Source organism: Microbacterium telephonicum (assembly GCF_003651225.1).
GTDB classification, from domain to species: domain Bacteria; phylum Actinomycetota; class Actinomycetes; order Actinomycetales; family Microbacteriaceae; genus Microbacterium; species Microbacterium telephonicum.
On sequence record NZ_RCDB01000003.1, the window covers coordinates 801412 to 820963 of the forward strand.

14 protein-coding genes are annotated in these 19552 nt (G+C 72.5%); 2 read left to right on the plus strand and 12 right to left on the minus strand.

Features of this window, described 5'->3' with window-relative positions; genetic code table 11:
* Positions 1–311: 311 nt before the first annotated feature.
* From C7474_RS13300 to C7474_RS13315, 4 genes are read right to left on the minus strand one after another with little or no spacing between them, the layout of a single operon-like run.
* Positions 312–2813 carry a CHAT domain-containing protein gene (locus C7474_RS13300; RefSeq protein WP_121060792.1) on the minus strand — a complete coding sequence of 834 codons (2502 nt, stop codon included), beginning with the start codon at positions 2811–2813 and terminating at the stop codon, positions 312–314.
* 44 nt (positions 2814–2857) lie between these two features.
* Positions 2858–4534 (minus strand): S8/S53 family peptidase, encoded by a 1677-nt coding sequence (locus tag C7474_RS13305; RefSeq protein ID WP_121060609.1) that lies wholly within the window; start codon positions 4532–4534, stop codon positions 2858–2860.
* A gap of 53 nt (positions 4535–4587) precedes the next feature.
* Complete coding sequence (locus C7474_RS13310; RefSeq protein ID WP_121060611.1) at positions 4588–5058, minus strand: hypothetical protein; 471 nt, start codon at positions 5056–5058, stop codon at positions 4588–4590.
* A complete protein-coding gene (locus tag C7474_RS13315; RefSeq protein ID WP_121060613.1) occupies positions 5048–5698 on the minus strand; it encodes an RNA polymerase sigma factor in 651 nt (216 codons plus the stop codon). Before C7474_RS13315 ends, C7474_RS13310 begins: the two co-directional genes overlap by 11 nt.
* A 118-nt stretch (positions 5699–5816) precedes the next feature.
* Between C7474_RS13315 and C7474_RS13320 the strand changes: the two genes are divergently transcribed.
* The gene (locus C7474_RS13320) at positions 5817–6542 is read left to right on the plus strand and encodes a glutamine amidotransferase-related protein (protein WP_121060615.1); all 726 of its coding nucleotides are present in this window, start codon (positions 5817–5819) and stop codon (positions 6540–6542) included.
* A 44-nt stretch (positions 6543–6586) separates the two neighbouring features.
* On the opposite strand, the gene C7474_RS13325 is transcribed toward C7474_RS13320, so the two are convergent.
* From C7474_RS13325 to C7474_RS13360, 8 genes are all read right to left on the minus strand, one after another.
* Complete coding sequence (locus C7474_RS13325) at positions 6587–7420, minus strand: tryptophan-rich sensory protein (RefSeq protein WP_241965246.1); 834 nt, start codon at positions 7418–7420, stop codon at positions 6587–6589.
* A gap of 4 nt (positions 7421–7424) precedes the next feature.
* Positions 7425–9209, minus strand: a complete 1785-nt coding sequence (treZ, locus tag C7474_RS13330; protein ID WP_121060617.1) for a malto-oligosyltrehalose trehalohydrolase — start codon at positions 9207–9209, stop codon at positions 7425–7427.
* Between the two features lie 109 nt (positions 9210–9318).
* Positions 9319–11607: a malto-oligosyltrehalose synthase gene (gene treY / locus C7474_RS13335; protein ID WP_121060619.1), complete on the minus strand. Its 2289-nt coding sequence runs from the start codon at positions 11605–11607 to the stop codon at positions 9319–9321.
* A 1-nt stretch (position 11608) separates the two neighbouring features.
* On the minus strand, positions 11609–13813 hold the full coding sequence (gene glgX / locus C7474_RS13340) for a glycogen debranching protein GlgX (RefSeq protein WP_121060621.1): 2205 nt from the start codon (positions 13811–13813) through the stop codon (positions 11609–11611).
* A 92-nt stretch (positions 13814–13905) separates the two neighbouring features.
* Positions 13906–14376, minus strand: a complete 471-nt coding sequence (locus C7474_RS13345; protein WP_121060623.1) for a glutaminase — start codon at positions 14374–14376, stop codon at positions 13906–13908.
* On the minus strand, positions 14376–15566 hold the full coding sequence (locus tag C7474_RS13350; protein ID WP_241965247.1) for a cation:proton antiporter: 1191 nt from the start codon (positions 15564–15566) through the stop codon (positions 14376–14378). Before C7474_RS13350 ends, C7474_RS13345 begins: the two co-directional genes overlap by 1 nt.
* Before the next feature lie 63 nt (positions 15567–15629).
* The gene (locus C7474_RS13355; protein ID WP_121060627.1) at positions 15630–16325 is read right to left on the minus strand and encodes an SDR family oxidoreductase; all 696 of its coding nucleotides are present in this window, start codon (positions 16323–16325) and stop codon (positions 15630–15632) included.
* A gap of 87 nt (positions 16326–16412) precedes the next feature.
* Positions 16413–17963 (minus strand): APC family permease, encoded by a 1551-nt coding sequence (locus C7474_RS13360; protein WP_121060629.1) that lies wholly within the window; start codon positions 17961–17963, stop codon positions 16413–16415.
* Positions 17964–18138: 175 nt separating this feature from the next.
* Between C7474_RS13360 and C7474_RS13365 the strand changes: the two genes are divergently transcribed.
* Positions 18139–19527: a serine hydrolase domain-containing protein gene (locus C7474_RS13365; RefSeq protein ID WP_121060631.1), complete on the plus strand. Its 1389-nt coding sequence runs from the start codon at positions 18139–18141 to the stop codon at positions 19525–19527.
* The last annotated feature ends 25 nt before the right edge of the window (positions 19528–19552 follow it).

The following is a 19552-nucleotide window of genomic DNA, read 5'->3' on the forward strand; positions in this document are numbered from 1 at the left end:
TTTCGACTCGCTCCGCTCGCTCAACGACCGGGGAGGGCCGGGCTCGGGGCGTTTCGACTCGCTCCGCTCGCTCAACGGCCGGGAGGGGGCGAGGCGGGGCGGACGGGTCGGTGAGGCCCCACTCCTCACCGACCCGCGGACGGGCATGGAAACCCCCCGGTCAGCCGTCCAAGTGGAATGCGCGTTCGCCGCTCCCCAGCGACTCTGGCTTCCGCGGCGAATCGGCGGGGTCCCCCGACCCCCACCGCGCGGTCATTCCGTATGAGAAGAGCACCCTCCGCCGCCCCTGATACCTCGGCGCGGAAGAAAAATCAGAATCCGTTCCCGTGCACCTGGAACGGCGCCGAGATCCCGGTGCTCGCGGTCGCCGCGGCGAGCGCGAGCGACGGCTCGAGGCCGCGGGCGAGCTCGGCGTGCACGGCTCCCAGCAGCTCGCACGCGTCGTCGTCGGCGACCACGACCGGCGCGGCGATCACCGCGCCCGCACCGGCGTGCAGCCAGGCGCGCGTCATGCCGACCGCCTCCTCACCCCACCGCACCGACGATCGTCCCGCCTCGCACGCCGACAGCACGACCGTGCGCGGCAGCCGCGGCATCCGGTCGATGTCGTAGCCGAAGAGCACCCCGTCGGCCAGCTGCAGACCGGAGAAGATCGGGTTGTCGACCGCATGCCGTCCGTGCGCGGCCACGTGGAGCACGTCGGCGGATGCCGCGGCCTCCGACACGGCGGCGACCGTCGCGTCGGCACCGCTCAGGAGGGTGGGATCCGTCCAGGCCGCCGCCCCGACCGCCGCCTCCTCCCGGCCGCGCGGCACCCGCGGACCGACGGCGAAGACGACGCGCTCGGCGCCCGGCGCCGCGGCAGGCCGCGCCTCGCGCGCGTGCACCCAACGCGAGACGGATCCCGCCAGCGTGAACGCCCGTCCGCGCAATGCCGGCAGCATCGCCCACGGCATGCCGGCGAGCACACCGGGGGCGGTGAGCACGATCCGTCGCGCGTCGACGCCGCGCAGCGGCTCGTCCAGCAGCATCCGCGACAGCCGCTCCACACGTCCGGCGAGCGAGCGCGCGACGACGTCGACCATCGGTCCGGTGCGCACCATCGCCGACATGTCGAGGTCGGAGCGCAGCCCCGCGAAGGCGGCGCGGACATCGGACCATCCCGGTAGCGGCACGACACGCGCCTCGGTGGTCGTGACGACCAGGCACGTCAGTCCCTGCGGGCTGAAGACGAACGACACGATCGCGATGTCGTCATCTAGCGCCGCGACCGCGGCGTCCAGAGCGACGCGTTGCTCGACGTCGGCGACGCCCGTCGTTGTCCACTGACGATGCCGCAGGGTGTCGGCGAGCTCGATCGCCCGCGGATCCGAGGCCCAGTCGGCGCTGGCGAGGTCGGCGCGCAGCGCGCGCAGCTCACCGAGCTCGGCGGCCTGCTGCGGGTCGCTGGGCGGCCGCAGCGGCAGCACCTGGATACTGAGATGCCGCGCGCGCTCAGACCAGTCGAACACCGACTCGGGCTGCGCCGTGCGCACCGCGGCGCCGAGGCCCGACAGCACGAGCCCCATCCCGTACATCGACAGCGACGTCTGCAGGTCGAGGCTTCCGAAAGAGGAGCGCCAGGCCGACAGCTCGTCGAGCCCCGCCGCGGCCTCGGCCTGCACACTGCGGTCCCGGCGGGCTCGTGCCGACCGCTCCGCACGCACCTCGGCGGCAAGCAGCCGCACCTCCAGCGGGGCCGATGCGGGCAGCGCCGGCATCCGGCCTCCGGCGTGGCCGTGCCGCGCCCGCCAGAGCTCGAGCGACAGCCGCAGCGCCGTCGCCTCGCCCGCGAGCCCCGCCGCGGCGAGGCGGCGCGCGACCGGCGCCACTTCACGCGTGTCGACCGGGCGCTCGGGCACGACCTTCCCGACCCGGTCGATCGCGCCGGCAGCGAGCCGCGCCCGCAAGCGGATGCCGTCGGCCCGCGCAGCCCACGACTGCGATCCGAGCGCCGTGAAGCGCCGCGACGCGCTGCCGGCCGCCTTCGCGGCGGCGACCGGATCGTGGCGCAGCAGCGACCGGGCGAGCTGCAGCTCGGCTTCCGCGCGCGCCTGCGGCATCCCGTTCGCCCCGAACGTGCGCGCCGCGCGCTGCAGCAGCGTCTCGGCCTCCGCTGTCAGACCGGCGTCGCGCAGCGCTTCGGCCATGTCGACGTCGCCGATCGCCGCGCTCGCATCCGACGTCTCCCCGGCGAGCGTGCGGGCGTCGCCCATCTCGCGCATCGCGCGCACGAGGTCGCCGGCCAGCAGGGCGACGTAACCGAGGTTGTGCTGTGCTTCGGCGACGTCGACCGGTTCCCCGTGTCGGCGGTAGACGTCGCGCGCCTGCTCGAGGTCGGCCGTCGCGGCCGACAGGTCGCGCAGCTGCATGCCGACGAGGCTGCGGTTCATCCGCAGGTTCGCCGCCGCCATCGGGTCGTCCTCGAGCGCATCGATCCCGCGCCCCAGCCACAGCGCGGCCTCGTCGAGTCGCCCCTGGTACAGCAGGGTCGCGCCGAGCTGACCGGCCAGCACCCCCGACGTGTGCGCGCTGATCCCCGGCAGCGCCAGTGTGTCGCGCACGAGCTGCTCGCCCTCGTCCTGCGCGCCGGTCTGGGCCATCACGTACGCCGTCGTGCCGGCGATGCGGGCGCGGAGGTCGACGTCGGGCGCCGCCGCAGCGGCATCGGCGAGCAGGCGTCGCGCCTCGTCGAAGCGACGCTGATCGGTCAGCTCACGCGCACGCGCGTAGAGATCGAGCGCACGCGCAGCAGGATCGGTGGTGAGGGCCACCTTCACAGCATGCCGTGTCGCGTACCCTCACCGCGATTCCTCGGTCAGTCGTCGTCGCCGAGCACCCCGTCGAGCGCGTCGAGCGCATCCGACACGGCGGCCCCCGCATCCGGACCCTCCGACGGACGCAGCCGGGCGGCGACCCGTCCGGCGACCAGCGGCGCGGCGAACGACGTGCCGCTCCACACGGCGAACCCGCCACGGAAATCCTCCGGCGCGATCGTCAGGCGCCGCCGCGCGTACTCGTCGTCACGCGCCGACGCCTGCAGCCCACCGACGAAGTCGGGAAGGATGCTGACCACCCCGGCGCCGGGCGCGTAGGTGCGCACCCACGGCCCCACGTTCGAGAACAGTGCCGTGGAGCGCCGATCGGGGTTGAGCGCGCCGACCGAGAGGTGCGGCGCCCCGCCGTCGGACGGGAGCCCGTTGTCCGAACCCGGCCACGGCCACAGCGATGCGGGGAAGGTCGGACGGTCGACAGCGTCGTTGCCCGCCGACACCACGACGGTCGTGCCGAGGCTGCGCATCGTGGCGAGGAGGTCGAAGAGGTCTTGCGAATACAGGCCGTCCTGCGGGGTCTCGTGGTAGTAGCCGAGCGACATGTTGACGACGTCGACGGGCCGCCCGTCCGCTCCGCCGCTGTCGACCCAGCGCTGCATGAGCACGCCGAGGTCTTCGACCACCTGCAGGAGGTTCGACTCCTCGACCACCCCGAGCGCGTCGGCGACGCGGATCGCGAGCAGGTCGGCATCCGGCGCCGCCTGGCGGACGATCCCCGCGATGAACGTGCCGTGCCCCGCCACCGGATCGATCTCGCCGTCGAGCGGCCCGTACATGTCGGGGTAGACCTCGGGGTTCGCCTGATCGTGGAAGCCGACGTGGCGGCCGTCGATCGTCACGTCGCGGTCGACGACGTCGTCCGGCAGCCACGAGTGTGTTCCCGCTCCGGTGTCGAGGATGGCGACGACGGGGCGCCGACGACCGGCCGCAGGCTCGGAGCGCACCGGCCCGGGGCCGATCCACGCGACCGGCTGCCTGCCGCCCGAGCCCGCTTCCGCGTACTCGCCGACCGGGTTGGTGCGACCGTACGGGTTCGTGCGACCGTACGGGTTCGTGCGGCCGTAGGGGTTCGTCCGACCGTACGGATTGGTGCGACCGTACGGGTTGGCCTCCGTGAACGGATTGATCCCGATGGGATCGACGGTCAGCACGTGGTCGAGGCCGACGCGGTCGAGCCCCGCCTTCTTCAGCGCTTCGCCCGCGGCGACGCCGTCGAGGCGGGCGTCGGGACCGAGCACCTCGCGCCGCAGGCGCTGCAGCACGCGCCACGCGTCGGGAAGCGACGGCGAGACGCGCTCTTTGTCGTCGGGCGCGGTCAGACGCACGCGCACGACGACCGGCGCGCCCGGCAGTCGGGGTTCCGGGCGCTCTCCGTCACGCAGCTCGGTGCCGTCCAGGCGCTCCCGCACCGCGCCCCATCCGAAGGCCTCCGCAGCGGCGCGCACGCGGTCGAAGTTGCCCTCGACGAGGCTGCCGTCCTCGCCGCCGCCGATCAGCAGCCGGTCGGGCACGTAGACGGTCGGGAACGCGGGGATACCGTCCAGCGGCTCGGTTCCCGTGTCGAGCACGACGGCACGGGTCACCGACCCCCGAGCGCGGTCGCGCCACGTCCAGCCCTTCGGCTGCGGGTCGGCGGGGTTCGCGGCGTCTTCAACGGGCATGGATCCTCCAGGGCTCGGCGGTGAGGGCAGGGATCAGAGTTTCGAAGAAGGGGTCAGAGCTCGAAGCGGGGAGTCAGCAGCTCGGCGCCGCGCCCGGAGTCGTCGGCCGCGAGAGCGAACCGCAGCCGCACCACGCCGGACCCGACATCCTCGAACGCGAATCGCCCCTCGACGACCGGCGCGGTCTGTGCGACGTCCCCCGTGATCAGCTGTGCGTCGGTCGCCTCGCCGTCGACCCATCCGTCGAGGCGTCGTCGGCCGTCGGAGTCGGCGGTCACATGCACGAGCACGCTCGTCGTCCCGTCGCCGAACTGCAGGGTGAGCATGTCGGCGTCGCCGCGCACCGCCGCGACGGCGTCGCTGTCGACGAGGGCGAGCAGGGCGTACTCCCGGTCGAGATCGGCGGCGGCGACGGCGACGATCACGTCGGTCGCGAGCCCCGCGGGGACGGGATCGGCGGCGGCGTACATGTCGCGCAGACCCGTCCACAGTGCGTCATCGGTGAAGGCGGCGTCAGAGGTCATGAGGATCTCCCTTCCCGTCGGCGGCCGCTTCTCCGGGGGCGAGTGCGGTCCGCAGCTTGCCGAGGCAACGCTGCCTCGTGGGTCCGATCGACCCCACCGGCATGGCGAGGTCCTGGGCGATGCGCGCGTAGTCGGGGCGCTCCTCGAACGCGACGATCCGCAGCAGGCGGCGGCAACGCTCCTCGAGGGACGCGACGGCGCTCCACAGCCGCTCGTCGCGGAGACGCAGCTGCGCGGCATCCTCCGCGGAGTCGGCCAGCGGAAGGCGCGGCTCGAGGTCGGCGTCCTCCACGGGATGCTGACGCTGCTGCGCGCGTCCGACGCGCCACGCCTCGCGCCGGGCGGTCGTGGTCAGCCAGCCGGCGACGGCGCGCGGCTCGTGGATGTCGCCGGCCCGGCGCACGAGGGTGAGCCAGGTCGACTGCACGACGTCTTCGGCCAGCATCCGCTCGAGCCCGTAGGCGCGCACGACGTGCCACAGCACGGGTGTCATCAGGCGCACGAGGTCGTCCATGGCGCGCGGGTCGCCGCCGCGCCAGCGCGCGAAGCTCTCGGACGCCCGCTCCCAGACGCCGGGCGCGGACGTCGGCCCCACGTCGCCGGGGGCTTGGTCGGCGGACGTGGGGTCGATGTCGCTCATAGCGCCCATTCTGGCCACATCTGAAGGAGCGCGGCCAGGCGCGGCGTGATACATCGCGCGGTGTTGAATTCCGGCAACCGCGTCGCGGGCGTGTTCGCGCCCGATCTAGACTCGGCGCATGGCCCCGCTCGTGTACCTCTGCGTGCGCCCGCAGCAGGATGCCGCGCACGCGGAGTACGCATCGTTCCGCGATGCGATGCGCCTCGACGAGACGGGCCTGGAGCGGTGGGACCTCGTGCGCGACGCGCTGCCGGACGACGCGTTCACGCGCTGGCGCGGCTTCGTCGTCGGGGGCAGCCCGTACAACGTCACCGACCCCGAGTCGACCAAGACCGACGCGCAGCGCCGCCTCGAACACGCTCTCGCCGCGATCGCCCGCGCCGCCGCCGAGGGACGCACGGCGGCGCTGTTCACCTGCTACGGCATCGGCGTCGCGACCCGCACCCTGGGCGGCGAGGTGACCCGCGGGTACCCCGAGGACACCGGTCCGACCGCGGTGACGGTGACCGCCGACGGCTCCCGCGACCCGCTGTTCGGCTCATTGGCCGATGCGTTCACCGCGCTCACCGCGCACAAGGAGGGCACGCAGCGGCTCCCGGAGGGCGCGGTGCTGCTGGCCGGCAACGACGCGTGCCCCGTGCAGGCGTACCGCGTCGGCGATCGCCTCTACGCGACCCAGTTCCACCCCGAGCCGACCGGCACCGCGTTCACCGAGCGGATGGCGATCTACCGCGACGACGGCTACTTCGACGCGCGCGACTACGACCGCATCGCCTCCCGCGTGCTGGCGGCCTCGCTCACCGAGCCGCCCCGCATCCTGCGCGCGTTCGCCCGCGCGTTCTGACGACGCCGCTCCGACGCCGGCGCATTCGGCGGCCGGAGCGGGACTCACACTCCTTCGCGCCGGCGTCGCAGACCCGTGACGACGAAGGGCGCGGCCAGCACGACGACCGCCGCGGCGAACGCCGCGATCGCGACCGCCGGCGCCTGCGGCTCCCCCGTCAGGCGCGCCACGCCGATCCACACGAGCCCCCAGGCCATCGCGAGCGGGGGCGCGATGCGCTGGCCGCGAGTGCCGACGGCGACCAGGATGCCGGTGACGGCGACGACCGCGAGCACCGCCACGCCCCAGGCGGCCTGAGCGCCCGCATCCATCGGCGGGGCGACCTCGGCGGCCAGCCACGCCGTGACGTTCGCGACCGTCGCGAGGGTCACCCACCCGAGATGCAAGCCGACCGTGCCGTCCAACAACAGCCGGTCGGTGAAGCTCTCGGTGCGGAACACGGTGAGCACCCGCACCGTGAGACCGAGCGCCGCCAGCAGCACGACGATCGCGACCACCGTGAGCGGCAGCGTCGTGAACTGTGCGGCCAGCAGCCAGCCGCCGTTGAGCACGGCCGTCAGCGCGACCCACCAGCCCGCGCGGCGCTGCCGCGTGCGCGCGCGCTGCGAGGGCAGCGCCTGCCAGATCGCGTACGCGATCATGAGCAGGTAGATGAGGCTCCAGATGGAGAACGCGGGCCGACCGGGTGCGAGCACGGTCGCATCGGCGTCGAGCGCCCCGCCCTGCAGGTCGCGCACGTTCGTGCCGCCGAGCAGCCCCGTCCCCACCATCGCGGCGATGATCATGAACACGACGGCGCTGATCACGACGATCTGCCGCAGCAGGTCGCCGCCGGTCGCCGTCGTGGTCATCGGGGCGCGCGGGGTCGTGGTGGACATGGCGTCACGGTAGCCGCGCAGGCGCGTCGGCGTCAGCCCCCTTGACCGCGACGGATCGGATGCTAGGACCGACGACGATCGCGGCGTCGGCGGCGATCACGTGCACCCCGGATGCCGCGGGCACCTCGGGCGGCGCCGTCGACAGCCAGACCTCCTCGCCGGAGAGCGCGGGCACCTCCCACGGCTGCGTCGACAGGTTCACGAGTACGCGGGCGTCGCCCCGCCCGAGCGTGTAGCGCAGACCTCCCGGGCCTTCCTCGACGGTGCCGCTCGGCCACGCCGGGTCGGTCAGCTGCGGTCGAGCGCGGCGCAGCGCCGCCAGGCGCCGGTAGAGGGCGAGCAGCTCGCCGTGGGCGCCGGCATCCGCCTCGGCCCAGTCCAGGCGCGAGCGCTCGAACGTCTGCGGATCGTTCGGCGACGGTACGAGCGACTCGTCCCAGCCCATCTGCGCGAATTCGCGCTTGCGGCCGGCGTCGGTCGCGGCGGCGAGTTCGGGTTCGGGATGCGAGGTGAAGAACTGCCAGGGGGTGTTCGCGCCCCACTCCTCTCCCATGAACAGCATCGGCGTGCCGGGCGCGGTGAGGGTGAGCACCGCGGCGACCGCGAGACGCGCGGGTGAGAGCATCTGCGACAGCCGATCGCCGGCGGCCCGGTTGCCGATCTGGTCGTGATCCTGCGCGAAGGTCACCAGGTGCCAGGTCGCTGCGGCATCCGGGATCGTCGTGCCGTGGTCGCGACCGCGGAACGACGAGAAGGTGCCGTCGTGGTAGAAACCGCGCGTCCAGGTCTTCACGAGCGCCTGCGGGTCGGCGAAGTCGGCGTAGTAGCCGCTCGTCTCCCCGGTGAGGGCGACGTGGACGGCATGGTGCCAGTCGTCCGACCACTGCGCCGCGAGCCCGTAGCCGCCGGCCTCGCGCGGCAGGAACATCACGGGGTCGTTGAGGTCGCTTTCGGCGATGAGGGTGAGCGGCCTGCCCTGGTGCGCGCTGAGGGCGTCGGCCGTCTCGGCGAGCTGCTGCAGGATGTGCACCGGCTGCTCCGCCGACTCGTGCAGGGCATGCACGGCGTCGAGCCGCAGCCCGTCGACGTGGAAGTCGACCAGCCACTGTCGGGCGTTGTCGAGGATGTAGGCGCGCACCTCCGGTTCGTCGAGGTTCACGCTCGACCCCCACGTGTTCGAGTGCCCCTCGCGCAGGTACGGACCGAACTCGGGCAGGTAGTTGCCGCTCGGCCCGAGGTGGTTGTAGACGACGTCCTGGATGACAGCGAGCCCTGCCGCGTGGGCGGCGTCGACGAAGCGCTGGTAGGCGGCAGGGCCGCCGTAGTCCTCCTGCACGGTGTACCAGAGCACGCCGTCGTAGCCCCAGTTGTGGGTGCCGTTGAAGCCGTTCACCGGCAGCAGCTCGATGTGGCTGACCCCGAGCGCGACGAGGTGGTCGAGCTTGCCGGCCGCGGCGTCGAGGGTCCCCTCCGGCGTGAACGTGCCGATGTGCAGTTCGTACACGAGACCGCCGGCGAGCTGGCGTCCGGTCCAGCCCGCGTCGGTCCAGGCGAAGTCCGCCGGATCGAACCACGCGGATGCCGCATGCACGCCGTCCGGCTGGCGCCGCGAGCGCGGATCGGGGCGCAGGTCGTCGGCGTCGCCGAGCACGAACCCGTACCGGTCGCCCGGGGCGAGCGCCGCATCCGCGTGCCAGCGCCCACCCGCATCCGCCGTCATCTCGACGTCGCCCTGTCCGGGGCGGCGCAGCCGCACCCGCGCCGCCCGCGGCGCCCACACCTCGATCATCCGGCCTCCTCCGTCACTGTGGGTCCGTCACTGCGCCGTGAGACCTCATCGGACGGACGAGACCGCGGTGGAACCCCACGGTCTCGGCATGCAGATGAGGTTTCGCGGATCATGGTCGGTCGGCCACCAGCAGGGCGACCGGGTAGTCGGCGAGCAGTTCGGCCAGCGGCACCTCGCCGCCGGTGAAGCGCCGGCCCGTGAACGCGTCGACGGTCGGGCCGTCGTGACGCAGCAGCACCGTGTCGCCCCAGCCGTGTGCGGCCAGGCACACCGGCAGCCGCGTCGCGACGGCCAGCGCCCCGCCGCGGTCGAACGCGACCGCGTGGTCGGATGCGGCACCGGCGAGCGTCATGGGGGTGTACCGGGTGAACAGGTCGGGGCGGTCGCGGCGCAGCCGCAGCGTGCGCGAGACGATGAGCAGCTTCGCGGCGCCGGTGTCGTCGACGGGCGGCATCCACCCGCCGTCGATCCGCTCGAGCAGGTCGCGGCGCTCCCGGAAGTCGACGGGGCGGCGGTTGTCGGGGTCGACGAGCGAGTGGTCCCACAGCTCGGTGCCCTGGTACACGTCGGGCACGCCCGGACCGGCCAGTTGCAGCAGCTTGGCGGCGAGCGCGTTCGACCGTCCGGCCGCGCGGATCTCGGCCACGAACGCCTCGAGCACGGGGCGCGCCGCGCCGTGCGCGGCGTCGACGACACCGGCGACGCGCGCCTCGAAGGCCTCGTCGGGGTCGGTCCAGCTGGTGTGCACGCCGGCTTCGCGCGCGGCCTTCTCGGCGTACGCGTGCAGCCGCTCGGGGCTCGCCGGCCAGGCTCCGACGATCGCCTGCCACAGCAGGTCGTCGAAGACCGCGTCGCCGCACGAGGCGTGACCGCGCAGCTCGGCGAGCACCTCCCGCCACCGCTCGGGGACCTCGGCGAGCACGTCGATGCGCGCACGGGTGTCTTCGGAGCGCTTCGTGTCGTGCGTGGTCAGCGCGGTGAGCGCGCGCGGCCACGCGGCCTGGCGCGCGGTGAGGGCGGCGTGGAAGCCGGCGACGTCGAGCGCGGGATGCGACGGGTCACCGCCGACCTCGGTGAGCGAGGTCAGCCGGGTGTAGCGGTAGAACGCGCGGTCCTCGACGCCCTTGGCCGTCACCGGTCCGGTGGTCTGCATGAACCGCGTCGAGAACTCCGTGCCGGCCTCGGCCACGTGCGCGGCGACGATCGCGATCGTGTCGGCGAGGTCGGGGCGGCGGGCGGCGGCATCCCGGACGGCCGCATCCAGAAGTTCGGCGCCGGCGGGGAGATACGCGCGGTAGACGGGGAAGGCGGCCAGCAGCGCGGCGATCGCGTCGCGGGCGACGGCGGGGTCGAGATCGGATGCCGGCAGGCAGCGTGCCAGTCGCGAGACCTCTGCCGCCTGCGAGGTGTCGGCGACGTCCCGCTTCGTGGCGGCGATGAGCTCGGACCACGACTCGGATTCGGCGAGCGCCTCGACGCCGACGGGGTCGATGAGCACCCGCTCGATCTCGCCGAGCGCGTCGTACCCGGTGGTGCCGTCGGTCGCCCACCAGCCCGGCAGCGCCTCGCCGTGCTCGAGGATCTTCTCCACCACGGTGTAGGCCGAGGCTGTGGCATCCGCGAGGCGGGCGAGGTACGCACCGGGGTCGGCGAGGCCGTCGGGGTGGTCGATGCGCAGGCCGTCGACGAGGCCCTCGCGCAGCCACCGCAGGATCTCGGCGTGCGTCGCGTCGAACACCTCGGGCAGCTCGACCCGCACGCCGGCGAGGGAGGTGACCGTGAAGAACCGGCGGTAGTTCAACAGCACGTCGTCACGCCAGAACACGAGTTCGAAGTGCTGGCGGGCGAGCACCGTCTCGACGTCGTCGGTCTCGACGCCGTCGAGCGACCCGGGCGCGAGCGGCAGCGCGAGGTCGTAGTACCTCAGCCGGTCCGCCGCGGCGTCGACGGTGATCTCGCCCTCCGCGATCGCCTCGGCCACGGGACGGCCGAGCACGGGAAGGCGCACGCGCCCCTCCCCGTACTCCCAGTCGATGTCGAACGCCGCCGCGTGCGCCGAAGCGGCACCGTGACGGAGCACATCCCACCACCACGGATTCTGCGCGGGATCGGCGACCCCCTGGTGGTTGGGCACGATGTCGACGAGCACGCCGAGACCGTGCGACCGGGCCGCCGCCGAGAATCGGGCGAGCGCCTCGGGCCCGCCTCGGGAGTCGTCCACGCGGGTCGGGTCGACGACGTCGTAGCCGTGGTCGGAGCCGGTCGCCGCCTGCAGGATCGGCGACAGGTAGGCCCAGTCGGCGCCGAGGGTGTGCAGGTAGCCGGTGACGTCGGCCGCGGCATCCAGGTCGAATCCGGCCCGCACCTGCAGACGGTACGTGGATGCCGGGACGCGCACGTCAGAGCTCCGGCTTGGGCGCCGGCGACGGGACGATGTCGATCGGCGTCGTCAGCGCCGCGAGCGATGCCGCGACGGAGTGGTCGATCTCGGTCGGCTCCTCGCGGTGATCACGCAGCACCACGACCGACTTGCCTGTCAGCGGAAGGGAGGTGCCATGGTCGACCAGGCCCATGTCGTCGACGCGGCCCGCGGTGTCGATGATGACCTCCCACTGCACGTCTCCGCCGCCGCTCGGGATGGTGAAGTCGAGCGTCTCGTCGCCGCCGTTGAACAGCACGAAGAAGTTGCGGTCGACGATCTCCTGCCCGCGCCGATCGCGTTCGTGGATGCCTTCGCCGTTGAGGAAGACGCCGATCGCGCGGCCGAAGCCGGAATCCCAGTCGTCGGGCTTCATCTGGGTGCCGTCGGGGCGCAGCCACGCGATGTCGGGGAGCCGCTGTCCTTCCTCGGTGGGCACCGGACGGCCGTCGAAGAACCGGCTGCGGCGGAAGATCGGATGATCGTGCCGCAGCCGCGCGACGGCCGCCGTGAACTCGATGAGCGGCTGGTCGACGGAGTCCCAGTGCACCCACGTCGTCTCGTTGTCCTGCGCGTAGCCGTTGTTGTTGCCGCCCTGCGTGCGGCCGAGCTCGTCGCCGTGGCTCAGCATCGGCACGCCCTGGCTGAGCAGCAGCGTCGCGAGGAAGTTGCGCTGCTGCCGGGCGCGCAGCGCCAGCACGTCGGGGTCGTCGGTCGGCCCTTCGACGCCGCAGTTCCACGAGCGGTTGTGCGACTCGCCGTCGTTGCCGTCCTCGCCGTTGGCGTCGTTGTGCTTCTCGTTGTACGACACGAGGTCGCGCAGCGTGAACCCGTCGTGCGCGGTGACGAAGTTGATCGAGGCCACCGGGCGGCGCCCGTCGTGCTCGTAGAGGTCGGCGGAGCCGGTGAGCCGGGAGGCGAACTCGCCGAGGGTCGACGGCTCACCGCGCCAGAAGTCTCGGACGGTGTCGCGGTACTTTCCGTTCCACTCCGTCCACTGCGGCGGGAAGTTGCCCACCTGGTACCCGCCGGGGCCGATGTCCCACGGCTCGGCGATGAGCTTGACCTGCGAGACCACCGGGTCCTGCTGCACGATCTCGAAGAAGGCGGCGAGCCGGTCGACCTCGTAGAACTCGCGTGCGAGGGTCGCGGCGAGGTCGAAGCGGAACCCGTCGACGTGCATCTCGAGCACCCAGTACCGCAGCGAGTCCATGATCAGCTGCAGCGTGTGGGGGTTCCCCACGTTCATGCTGTTTCCGGTGCCGGTGTAGTCGGTGTAGTACCGCTTGTCGCTGTCTTCGAGCCGGTAGTAGGCCTCGTTGTCGATGCCGCGCATCGACAGCGTCGGTCCCAGGTGGTTGCCCTCGGCGGTGTGGTTGTAGACGACGTCGAGGATCACCTCGATGCCGGCGGCGTGCAGGGCGCGCACCATGCCCTTGAACTCCTGCACCTGCTGGCCGCGCTGCCCCGTCGAGGCGTACGTGTTCTGCGGGGCGAGGAAGGCGATCGTGTTGTAGCCCCAGTAGTTCGACAGTCCTTTGTCCTGCAGGGTGGAGTCGTTGACGAACTGGTGCACCGGCATGAGCTCGATCGCCGTCGCGCCGATCTTCTTCAGGTGCTCGATGATCACCGGGTGCGCGATCGCGCTGTAGGTGCCTCGGATCTCCTCGGGGATCTCCGGATGCAGCGCCGTGAGGCCCTTGACGTGCGCCTCGTAGATGACCGATTCGGCGTACGGCGTCTTGGGGAGTCGGTCGCCCGCCCAGTCGAAGAAGGGGTTGACGACGACGCCCTTCATCATCGCGGCGGCGGAGTCGTCGTCGTTGCGGGAATCGGGCTCGCCGAAGTCATAGCCGAACACCGACTGTCCCCACGCGACCTGGCCCTCGACGGCCTTCGCGTACGGGTCGAGCAGCAGCTTGTTCGGGTTGAAGCGCTGGCCGTTGGCCGGGTCGTTCGGCCCGTGCACGCGGTAGCCGTAGCGCTGCCCCGGCTGGATCGTCGGCAGGTAGGCGTGCCAGACGTGCGCGTCGACGTCGACGAGGTCGACGCGGGTCTCCTTGCCGCGGTCGCCGAACAGGCACAGCTCCACCCGATCGGCGCCTTCGCTGAACAGCGCGAAGTTGGTGCCGTTGCCGTCGAAGGTCGCCCCGAGGGGATACGCGGATCCGGGCCAAACCTGCATGTGATCCTCCAGTGTCGGTGGGATCACCCTACTTCGCGGACACGAACGCTCGATGACCCCTTGACAGCGGACCCGCCGCTGATGGCAGCTGCTCAGCGAAGGGACAGCTGATCGTCGAGGTAGTCCGCGAGCGGGCGGATGCCGCCGGCCGCGTTCCAGACCACGCTCGGCACATCGTCCTGCATCAGCAGCGGTCCGGAGCGGCCGCCGGCGGCGACGGCATCCGGGTCGATCTGCTGCCAGTCCACATGCACCGTCTCACCCTCGGCGAATCCGCCGCGGAAGGCGGCCGCCGCCAGCTCGGCGCGGGCGCGCTGCGCATCGGCGGTGTAACCGCGGATCGCCTCCTCGCGGGCGCGGAGGATGCCGCCCGTCGCGAAGACGGCATCCGCCCCGATCAGCAGCACCCCGACATGCCACGCGTCCCCGACCGGGACGATGCGCGGTGCGCGTCCGAATCCGAGCAGCCGCCGCGACGAGGCCGTCACCCCGAGCCGCTCGGTGGGAGATCCGGCCAGGCGCGCGCGGGCGGCATCCAGGAGGTCGGGGAGGGTCGCCGTCATCAGGCCTCCTCGTCGATGGCCCCGGCCGCGCGCTTCACGCGTTCGCCGCGCACGGTGAGCGCGATGAGCGGGAACAGCAGCACCGAGACCATGCCGCCCGCCACGAGCACGGGCGTCACCCAGGGGTCGAACAGGCCCTCGTCGCCGGCGATGCCCGTGACGGCGACGATGATCGGAAGCCCGGTGGCGCTGAGCAGGCCGAACGAGACGCGGTCGCGCGGCGTCGCACCGGGCGGTGCCGCGAGCACGGCCGGCAGGCCGCGCACGATCAGCAGGCACACCGCGACGACGAGCACGCCCAGCCACAGCGTCGGCGTCTCCAGGAGCGTGGTCAGGTCGAACGTCACGCCGGTGTAGATGAAGAACACCGGCACGAGGAAGCCGAAGGCGACGCCCTCGATCTTGCTCTCCACGGCGTGCCGGCTCTTCTCGTCGGCGTCGCGGATGAGCAGCGACCACACGATGCCGGCGGCGAACGCCCCCAGCAGCACGTCGAGGTCGAGCACGTAGCTGAGGGCGACGAGCACGCCGATGATGAGCAGGATCACGCGGATCGCGAACTGCGCCGAGGTGTGCAGGGTCGTCTCGACGAAGTCGTGCAGGGCCCCCTTCGGGATGCGGTTGGCGAGGATGATGGCCCCTGCCGTGAGCAGCGCGAACAGGACGAGCACGATCGTCGAGGCGCCGAGATCACGCGCGCCGAGGAACAGCGAGATCGCGATGAGCGGGCCGAACTCGCCGACGGCGCCGACCGCGAGCACCGCCTTGCCGAAGGGGGTGGTGGTCTCACCGGCATCGCGCAGGATCGGCAGGATCGTGCCGACGGCGGTCGAGCACAGGGCGATGCCGATCACGATCGCGACCTCGGGACCGGCCACGGTGAGTCCGGCCGCGACACCGAGGGCGAGGCTGATGAGCCAGGTGCCGACGGCGCGGCGGCCGGTGCGGCCGCGCAGGCTCGCTGGCTCGATCTCCGAGCCCGCGACGAAGAACAGCAGCACGAGGCCGAGCTCGGCGAGCTGGTCGATGAACTCGTTCGGCTGCGCCCAGCCGAGAACGCTCGGTCCGATCACGATGCCGAGCACGAGCTCGAAGACCACGACCGGGATGCGCACCCAGCGCCCGATCCCTCGGGCCGCGATCGGCGCGAGGAAGGCGACGAGCGGGATCAGCAGCAGCGACGAGCGCACGCCGGTCAGCGTAGCGCGACGGAGCGCGCCGTCACGGCACGGTCGTCGCGCCGCCGGACGCGCTCAGCGCGGGCCGGGGCGCACCGTGAGGTCGCTGATGACGGCGTCGCGCGGTAGGTCGAGCGCGGTGAGGATCGCCGTGACGACGGATGCCGGGTCGATGAACGCCTCGGGGTGGTAGGCGGCGCCCTCCTGCTCGTGCACCTTCGCCTGCATGGGCGTGGCGGTGCGGCCCGGGTAGACGGTCGTCACCCGCACGCCGCGCGGCGCCTCCTCGCCGCGCAGCGCGTCGGCGAGTGCCTTGAGGCCGTGCTTCGACGCGGCGTACGCCGCCCACTGCGGGTGCGCGGTGAGCCCCGCCCCGGAGTTGACGAACAGCACCTGGCCGCGGACGGCGCGCACGCGCGGCAGCACGAGTCGGGTTAGCTCGGCCGGCGCGACGAGGTTGACGGCGACCTGGCTCGTCCACGCGTCCAGGGGGAGGTCGGCGACGTCGCCGAGCTCGACGATTCCGGCGGCGTGCACGACACTGTCGAGCCCTTCCGGGAAGTCGGCGGCGGCCACGGCGTCGGCGATCCGCTCGGGGTGGGCGAGGTCGACGATGAGCGGGGCCGCGCTCGGGAAGTCGGTGGTCAGTTCGGCGGCGCGGGCGGCGTCGCGGGCGACGAGCACGAGGCGGTCGCCGCGCGCGGCGAGGCGCTCGGCGAGCAGGCGTCCGATGCCCGAGCCGGCGCCGGTCAGGAGATGGGTCTGCGGCATCCGTCCATTCTCGCCGCCGCAGCCGCGGCCGCGCACCGGCGATCCTGCCGCCGGCGGCTCACCCCCATGCCGCCGGCGGACAGGAGCTCAGATGCCGCCGTCGATCGAGCGGACGAAGTCGCCGGGTTCGTCGGGGACCATGACGGGCGTCTCGCGGTTGAGGCTGCGTCCGCCGAAGAACGGCTTCGACCGCGGGAACAGGAACCAGACGAGCATCAGCACCACGCCGAGCAGCAGCGCGCCGATGCCGATGACGAACGTGCCGCCGATGCCGAGCAGCACCGAGTAGCCGTAGTCGACGTCGTACATGTCGATCGCCGACTGCACGAACGCGAACGTCAGCATGAGGGCGCCCAGCAGCGGGATCACGCCGCGGTAGAAGAGGTTGCGCGCCGACGAGAACAGCGAGGAGCGGAAGTACCAGACGCACGCGAAGCCGGTGATGGCGTAGTAGAACGCGATCGCGAGCCCGAGGGACAGGATCGAGTCCTGCAGGATGTTGTCGCTGATCAGGGTCATGCCGACGTAGTAGCTGATCGCGACCACGCCGCCGACGATCGTCGAGAACGACGGCGTCTTGTAGCGCGGGTGCACGGTCTTGAACCGGGCCGGCAGTGCCCGGTAGACGCCCATCGCGAGCGTGCCGCGGGCGGTCGGCAGGATCGTGGTCTGCGTCGAGGAGACCGCCGAGATGAGCACGGCGACCACGAGCAGCCAGCCGAACGGGCCGAGCAGGCCGTCCTTGATCGCGAGGAAGAAGTCGTCGGCGTTGGCCTCGTTGCCCAGGCCGGGACCGTCGGCGCCGAGGCCCGCGTACATCATCGCGGCGATCGTCACCGAGACGTACGTGAACAGCAGGATGACGGTGGTCAGCAGGGCGGCCCGTCCCGGGATGCGCTTGGGGTCCTTCGTCTCCTCGTTGAGGGCGAGGCAGGTGTCCCAGCCCCAGTAGATGAACAGGGCCAGCAGGATCGCCTCGGTGAAGCCGTGGAAGTCGGTGAATCCGAGCGGGTTCAGCCACTCCCACGAGAACGGCGTCGCGTCGGGCGCCGCGCCGGTGAAGTACTGCCACAGGGCGGCGACGACGAAGATGCCGAGCGCGAGGTACTGGATGCCGAGCAGCACGTTCTGGAGGCGCTCGCCGATCTCGACCCCGCGCCAGCTCACCCACGTCATCGCGGCGATGAAGAAGACGGCCACGAGGATGATGCGCCAGTCGTCGTTGTCGAGGTCCATGCCGAACAGGGCCCAGAAGTAGACCGACGCGATCTGGGCGAGGTTGGCGAGCACGACCATGCCGGCCACGGCGACTCCCCAGCCGCCCATCCACCCTACCCACGGGCCGAACGCCTTCGTGCCCCACGTGAAGGTGGTGCCGCAGTCGGGCACGTCGTTGTTGAGCTCGCGGTAGGCGAAGGCGATGAACAGCATCGGCACGAACGCGATGATGAACGCGATCGGCGCCTGCGCGCCGACGGCGAGCACGACGAAGCCGAGGGTCGCGACGAGCGAGTAGACGGGCGCCGTCGAGGCGAGGCCGATGACCGTCGAGCCCCACAGACCCAGAGTGCCGGCGGCGAGCCCTTTGCCCTCGCTCCTCTCGAGGCGGACCGGGGTGGTGGATCCGAAGTCGCTCATCGGCTGTCTCCTGCTCGGGCGGCGGGCGGTCGCCGCCGTCGGCGACCTGCGGGGCAGACTACCGTCGGGGTGCGACAGCGCGATGCGGCCACTAGGGCGATGGTGGCGGCATCCGATGGACGCGGTGTACACCGGCGTCGGCATCGGGGTCGGTGGCCCTCGCTAGGCTCGCACCATGACGAGCGACGACGCTGCCTCCGACCGCCTGGGCATCCCGCGCGAGGCGGTGGACCGGCTCGTGCAGCGCCTCGAGGACGAGGGGCTCGACCCGCACGCGCTGATGATCACCCGCGGCGGGACGATCGCGTTCGAGGCCGCCTGGGCGCCGTATCGCAGCGGCGAGCCGGCGCTCGTCTACTCGGTGTCGAAGACGTGGACCGCCCTCGCGATCGGGCTGCTCGTCGACGACGGCCTGCTGCAGGTGGGGGACGACGCCGGCGCGATCCTGGGGCTGCCCAATCCGCACGGCATCACGGTGCGACACCTGCTGACGATGAACACGGGACACACACCCGAGCAGATCGACGGCCTCGGGATGGACCCGGCGACCCTGCTGTCGACCCCGCCCGCGCACGCGCCCGGGTCGTTCTTCGCGTACAACTCCGACGCCACCTACGCCCTGTCGTGCATCGTCACGGCCGTCACGGGAGAGCGCGTGACCGACGTGCTGCGCCCCCGCCTGCTCGACCCGCTCGGCATCGGCGCGCGCTGGATGGCGCCGTGGCGCGGCCTCGAGCAGGGGTACTCCGGGTACCACCTCACCGTGCACGACCTCGCCCGGGTCGGCACGCTGCTGTGCGACGGCGGTGTCCGCGACGGTCGCCGTCTGGTCTCGCGGGAGTTCCTCGACGAACTCGCGCACGCCTGGTCGGACACGTCGGCGCACGAGGACCGCGCCCCCGACGACGACTGGACCCTCGGCTACGGCTACCAGGTGTGGCGGAGCACCCACGGATTCCGCCTCGACGGTGCGTACGGGCAGTTCGGACTCGTCGTACCCGACCTCGACCTCGTCATCGCCTACCAGGGCGCGACGATGACGACGCAGGCGACACTGCGCGCGTTCTGGGAGCTGGTGGACGCGGTCGCGGCTGCCGGCGCGGCGTTCGATCCCGCGGCCGGGATCGTGCGTCCGGACGAGGTCGTGCGCGACAGCTGGGAGTCCCGCGACCGGCTCGTGCCGGCGCCCGACGGCGCGATGGCCGAGGCGGCCGGCTGGAGCCTCGATGAGGCCGCCGTGGGCTGGACGCTCACGATGCCGGAGCTCGGCGCGATCGCCGTCGCCCCCGACGACTGGGCCCGCACCGTGCTCACAGACGACCGTCCCGAGGTCGACGACCGCCCGCAGCCGGTGCCCGGCCCGGCGACCGCGCCCGGGCGCGCCGTGCACGTCGCCGCACGCGGCGAGCGCCGCCCCGACGGCGGCGTGCGCGTGCACGTCGTGAGCACGACCTCACCGCACCGCATCCTCGTGGACGCCGCCGACGACGGCACGATCACCGCCGCCTGGCACACCGTGCCGCTGCAGGAGCGGCGGCTCGGCATCCTGCGCGTCCCCGCCTGATCGGCGGGTCGCCGTCGCGGCCGTC

Coding starts and splice junctions, on each gene's coding strand:
- C7474_RS13345 (WP_121060623.1), bottom strand. CDS start 14,376: ATGACGGCGACCCTCCCCGACCTCCTGGATGCCGCCCGCGCGCGCCTG.
- C7474_RS13365 (WP_121060631.1), top strand. CDS start 18,139: ATGACGAGCGACGACGCTGCCTCCGACCGCCTGGGCATCCCGCGCGAG.
- C7474_RS13325 (WP_241965246.1), bottom strand. CDS start 7,420: ATGTCCACCACGACCCCGCGCGCCCCGATGACCACGACGGCGACCGGC.
- C7474_RS13355 (WP_121060627.1), bottom strand. CDS start 16,325: ATGCCGCAGACCCATCTCCTGACCGGCGCCGGCTCGGGCATCGGACGC.
- C7474_RS13305 (WP_121060609.1), bottom strand. CDS start 4,534: ATGCCCGTTGAAGACGCCGCGAACCCCGCCGACCCGCAGCCGAAGGGC.
- C7474_RS13315 (WP_121060613.1), bottom strand. CDS start 5,698: ATGAGCGACATCGACCCCACGTCCGCCGACCAAGCCCCCGGCGACGTG.
- C7474_RS13310 (WP_121060611.1), bottom strand. CDS start 5,058: ATGACCTCTGACGCCGCCTTCACCGATGACGCACTGTGGACGGGTCTG.
- glgX (WP_121060621.1), bottom strand. CDS start 13,813: ATGCAGGTTTGGCCCGGATCCGCGTATCCCCTCGGGGCGACCTTCGAC.
- C7474_RS13320 (WP_121060615.1), top strand. CDS start 5,817: ATGGCCCCGCTCGTGTACCTCTGCGTGCGCCCGCAGCAGGATGCCGCG.
- treZ (WP_121060617.1), bottom strand. CDS start 9,209: ATGATCGAGGTGTGGGCGCCGCGGGCGGCGCGGGTGCGGCTGCGCCGC.
- C7474_RS13360 (WP_121060629.1), bottom strand. CDS start 17,963: ATGAGCGACTTCGGATCCACCACCCCGGTCCGCCTCGAGAGGAGCGAG.